Origin of the sequence: Streptomyces corynorhini, from assembly GCF_003346515.1 — a bacterium.
Taxonomy (GTDB): Bacteria; Actinomycetota; Actinomycetes; order Streptomycetales; family Streptomycetaceae; genus Streptomyces; species Streptomyces corynorhini.
Map to the genome: position 1 here is coordinate 1 of NZ_QQNA01000271.1, position 3300 is coordinate 3300.

Annotated in this window: 3 protein-coding genes and 1 pseudogene; all 4 read right to left on the reverse strand. The window is 71.9% G+C overall.

From position 1 onward, the window contains the following. Positions 1-128: 128 nt before the first annotated feature. On the reverse strand, positions 129-1688 hold the full coding sequence (locus DVH02_RS28290; RefSeq protein WP_114626700.1) for a DEAD/DEAH box helicase: 1560 nt from the start codon (positions 1686-1688) through the stop codon (positions 129-131). Between the two features lie 195 nt (positions 1689-1883). After that, positions 1884-2087, reverse strand: coding sequence for a cold-shock protein (locus DVH02_RS28295; RefSeq protein ID WP_015607926.1), 204 nt, complete (start codon positions 2085-2087; stop codon positions 1884-1886). A 263-nt stretch (positions 2088-2350) separates the two neighbouring features. Continuing rightward, positions 2351-2875 carry a pyridoxamine 5'-phosphate oxidase family protein gene (locus DVH02_RS28300; protein WP_114626701.1) on the reverse strand — a complete coding sequence of 175 codons (525 nt, stop codon included), beginning with the start codon at positions 2873-2875 and terminating at the stop codon, positions 2351-2353. Between the two features lie 166 nt (positions 2876-3041). Beyond that, positions 3042-3300, reverse strand: a pseudogene (locus tag DVH02_RS35305) (TetR/AcrR family transcriptional regulator); the annotation flags it as partial.

Sequence of the window (3300 nt, forward strand, 5' to 3'; positions counted from 1 at the left end):
CCCCCCGCCCCCGCCCGGAGCGCCCTTCCCCCCAGCGGCGCGGAGGCAACGCGGAAGCCCGGCGCCACGCGGTGTGCGCGGCGCCGGGCTCCGTGGCGCTGAGTGGGGTGCGGGCCCGTCCCTGGAGGTCAGGCCGCGGTACGGCGTCCGCCTTCGGCGCCCCGGCCAGGACCGCCCCTGCGGCCCCGGCTGCCGCGACCCGCGCCGCCGCCCGTGCGCACGCCGGATCCGGCGCCGCCACCCGTACCCGTGGCGGAGCCCGAGCCGGAGCCCCTGCGGGCGCCGCCGGGACGCGAGGTCCTGGGCTTCTTCTGCTGCACCACGGGCTGCGGCACCTCGATGGTGACGGCCACCCCTGAGGGCACCCGCGCGCCGGTGAGCCGCGCCAGCTCCTCGTCGGTGGACTTGATCCGCGCGGAGCGGGGGTCGATGCCCGCGTCCGACATCAGCCGTGTCATCTCACGCCGCTGCTCGGGCAGCACCAGCGTCACCACGCTGCCGGACTCCCCCGCCCTGGCGGTGCGGCCGCCCCGGTGCAGGTAGTCCTTGTGGTCGACGGGCGGGTCGACGTTCACGACCAGGTCGAGATCGTCGACGTGGATGCCCCGGGCCGCGACGTTCGTCGCGACGAGGCAGGTGACCAGGCCGTTCTTGAACTGCTCAAGGGTCCGGTTGCGCTGTGGCTGCGAACGGCCGCCGTGCAGCCCCGAGGCCCGTACGCCGCTCGCCAGCAGCCGCTTGACCAGCCGGTCCACCGACCGCTTGGTGTCCAGGAAGAGCAGCACCCGCCCGTCGCGCGCGGCGATACGGGTGGTGACTTCCTTCTTGTCCGTCTCGTCCAGGACGTACAGCACGTGGTGTTCCATCGTGGTGACCGCGCCCTGGGACGGGTCGACGGAGTGCACCACGGGGTCCGTCAGGTACTGGCGTACGAGCCGGTCGATGTTCTTGTCCAGGGTCGCCGAGAACAGCATCCGCTGCCCGTCCGGCTCGACCTGCTTGAGCAACGCCGTGACCTGCGGCATGAAGCCCATGTCGGCCATCTGGTCGGCCTCGTCGAGGACCGTGATGGCGACCTCGTCGAGCCGGCACTCGCCGCGCTCGATGAGGTCCTTGAGCCGGCCGGGCGTCGCGACCAGCACCTCGGCGCCGCGCCGCAGCGCGTTCGCCTGCTTGGTGATCGAGAGCCCGCCGACGACCGTGGTCAGCTTCAGGTTGACGGCGGTCGCGTACGGCGTGAGCGCGTCGGTCACCTGCTGGGCCAGCTCACGCGTGGGAACGAGCACCAGCGCGAGCGGGGCGCGCGGCTCGGCCCTGCGGCCCGCCGTGCGGGCCAGCAGCGCCAGGCCGAAGGCGAGGGTCTTGCCGGAACCGGTCCGTCCGCGGCCGAGGATGTCGCGGCCCGCCAGCGAGTTCGGCAGGGTCGCGCCCTGGATCGGGAACGGCTCGCTCACCCCCTGGGCGGTGAGGGTCTTGAGCAGAGCGGCGGGCATGTCCAGCTCGTCGAACGACTCGACGGCAGGCAGCGCGGGGGTGATGGTCTCCGGCAGGGTGAATTCCTGCGGGCGCGCGGGAGCGCGGCGGGGCGAGGGTTTAGCCGCGCCCTTCGCGGGTCCCTTGGCGCGGGAGTGCGCCGGGCGCTTTCCGGCGGGACGGGCGGCGCGGTCCTGCCGTTCGGATCGAGTCATTCGGAAAAGCCTTCCTGGGGCCTGACGACCTGGTGCACGACAAGGAGCGGATCAGCGGACGTCCGCAGCGGAGCGGCTGACGCCGGCGACGCGGCTTCGGATACCAGGTCGTGAGTACTGCGGCCTGAGAACAGCGCGAGCCGGGGCCCGCACCTGCACGGTGCGGGCCCCGGCTGCGAGGTACACGTCCGGGAACTAGGCCGGGACGATGTTCTCCGCCTGCGGGCCCTTCTGGCCCTGCGTGACGTCGAACGAGACCTTCTGGCCCTCCTGGAGCTCACGGAAGCCCTGGGTGGCGATGTTCGAGTAGTGGGCGAAGACGTCGGCGCCGCCGCCGTCCTGCTCGATGAAGCCGAAGCCCTTTTCCGAGTTGAACCACTTCACGGTGCCAGTAGCCATGTCATTCTCCTAAAACAGGTGCAGAGCCGGAAATCCGCACTTTACGGATTCCTCGTCGCCGCATTGAGCCCCATCCGGAGAAGCCGGCAAAAACAATAATGCGCCTGATGGAGAAACATTCCCGTCAGGCGCACATAAAGTTCATGGGTACCAAAACTGCAACGCAGTCAGCCTAGCACGCCCCCGCCGGGGACATCGAGTGGGGCACGCCACATGACAGCGGGACCCGCCCGAACCCCCGCGCGCGACCCCGCCGCACCGCGTCAGCAGGCCGCCGCGTCGCCCATCCGCAGGTTCCCGGGCGGTACGGCACCCTCGGTGCCGCGCCGTACGGTGTGCAGCGGACGCCCCGGCCGCCAGGACCTGAGCACCAGGTCATCGCCCTCGATCTCGGTCTGTACGATCTCGGCGACGTCCACCCGGAACAGCTGGAACGGCAGCGGCGGACGGACCGCGTCGACGTACCGCGTCCGCAGCCGCCGCTCGGTCACCTCCACCGCCCGGCCCGCGATCCTGACGTCCCCGTCGGCCCGCGCGTCACCGGCCCCGGGATTCGCCTGAACGGCGAAACGCGGATCGCGCGCGAGGTCGCGCGCCTTCAGCGAATTGTGCGCCATGCCGAGCCACAACTCCCCGAGGAGGAAGTGGACTTCGAGCCCCGTCACCCGGGGGGACCGGTCTTTGCGGAAGGTCGCGAGGACATGGCTCGGATACATCTCGAAACGCCGCTCGACGTTCTCGGCGAAGCGCGGCTCGGCCGACAGCACATCGGCCCAGGTAAATATCATGGAACTTCTCAACACCCCATAGGCGACACTCATTCGGGTCACGGCCCCGAGCCGTGACCGGCGTTCGCGCACGGAACCTTATTACCACGGCGCCCGCCGCCCTCCGGCCGGGGAGCCCCCTCCGGCCGCCGCCCCCGACCGCCGCCCCGGCCGCCGCGCACCCGCCTCACGGGTCCAGCGTGACGCCCGGCTTCAGCTGCTCGACGGAGAGCGGCCCGCCCGGCAGGGTGGAGCGGGACGGGGCGCGCAGACAGTCGAGCAGCAGGGCCGCCGCGCGCTCCGAGAGCTGCCAGGACACGAGATCGGACATGGCGCCCATCGGGCGCAGCAGCAGCGAGAGCAGCGCGGCCACGTCGCCCGTGCCGACATCCGGGCGCAGGGTGCCCTCCCGCTGCGCCGCGCGCACCACCTTGTCCAGGACCGCG